2 protein-coding genes are annotated in these 1,510 nt (G+C 62.8%); both read left to right on the top strand.

Translation table 11 applies throughout. The features are described from left to right. Window positions 1–157 precede the first annotated feature (157 nt). Entirely contained in the window at window positions 158–739 is a 582-nt protein-coding gene (locus WFI00_RS17695) for a hypothetical protein (RefSeq protein WP_198159131.1), read from the top strand. A gap of 10 nt (window positions 740–749) precedes the next feature. Then, complete coding sequence (locus WFI00_RS17690) at window positions 750–1,049, top strand: hypothetical protein (RefSeq protein WP_157127870.1); 300 nt, start codon at window positions 750–752, stop codon at window positions 1,047–1,049. Window positions 1,050–1,510 lie beyond the last annotated feature (461 nt).

Below are 1,510 nucleotides of genomic sequence, written 5' to 3'. Positions count from 1 at the left end.
GTCTCCGGACGAACAGGTTGCTTGGTCGCTACCGATCCTCCGGGCCTCGACCCACCTCACCCCGTCACGCCACGCCCGAGCGCCTCACCCCACCCAGAATGCGCAGAGCCAGTTTCTCCTCGTTGCCCGACTCGCGGGCTAGATTGGAAGGCCTTTCTTGAGAACTCGTAGCGCATCCATTTCCGCCGGCATCGTCGCGATCGCGCTTTGCTTGGTTCCGTCGGTTGCGGCTTCCGCCGCTCCTTACTCCGTCTCCGCAGTGAGCTCCACGGGTGATGTCACACCGAACCCGCAGGGCGAGTACACGGCGACACTGAACGGCGTCGAGTTCGGCGGGTCGGTGTCTGCCCTCGCCGCCGCACCAGGCTGCTCAGCAAGTGATCCCGCCACAAAGCGCGTGAATACTTGGCAGCGACGCAACCCGAGCGGGGTAGCCAAACTCGAGTGCGGAAACTCGGGCTACGGCTGGCGTCACATCGCCGCCGGCAAAGCGCAGGATTGGCAGAACATCATCAACAAGTACAACCTGGGCACCGACTGGGCCACCTTCGCGAAGTGGAACATCGGCAACACTGTGGGCGCACCCGCGTCAGCGCCGTACAACAGCGCCAACCAGACGTACACCTATCAGGCGCCGCTTCAGATTCGTAACGCGCAGGGCCAAGTCGTGCGCACCTACACGGTGAAGGTGCCTGTCGGAAGCACCACTGAGCGAATCATCACCGCTTTCCCGAGCTGAAGGCCGCTCAGTGAGTGCGCTGGAGCGATTCGTTGATCACTTGCGGGCGGTTGATCATCGCAACACTTTTGACAGTGAGCGCGGTGTGATCGTGGTTTTTGGAGAAGGATCCGATCGAAATGCTGAGTTCACAATTACCGATCAGTCCTTGGGTGCGCGTCTGAGCGCACTCGAAGAAAGCGGCCGTCTCATCTGGCCAGATGTCGACGCTGAGGTGGCTGCATTTCGACTCCTTTCCGTGCACCTGATGGAGCAGGTCGACACCGGCAATTCGGATCACTACGCGCTGGACGGGAGCGGTACTGCGTAACAGCGGCCGACCGTGACCACGTCTCCCGGACCGAGCACCTCAATACGAGGACTGATGCGCTCCGTCCGGGACGTCTTGTAGGCGCCTGACCTGTCAGGCTTGATCATCTTTCTGTGCGTGCGGCGACGTACGCGGAGTTGTCACGTTGCGAGAACTGCGCCCATCGGCTGGCGGCCTGCGGAGTGATTCCCACCTGGGAGGCTACGACAGCTGCGGGGAGGTCGCTGGTGAGAGCGAGCATGGCGTAGTTGCGGGCGATCCGTGGACTGACTCCGGCACGCGCCAGCCACCGCCCCAGGGTCGTGGGGTGGATAGGTTCATGGTGTCGCCGTGGCGAGGGGAACAGATAGATGGCTCTGCGCATTCTGGGTGGGGTGAGGCGCTCGGGCGTGGCGTGACGGGGTGAGGTGGGTCGAGGCCCGGAGGATCGGTAGCGACCAAGCAACCTGTTCGTCCGGAGA

The sequence above is a fragment of the Microbacterium sp. MMO-56 genome (genome assembly GCF_037146215.1).
GTDB lineage: Bacteria > Actinomycetota > Actinomycetes > Actinomycetales > Microbacteriaceae > Microbacterium.
This window is presented reverse-complemented; position numbering and strand designations above follow the sequence as displayed.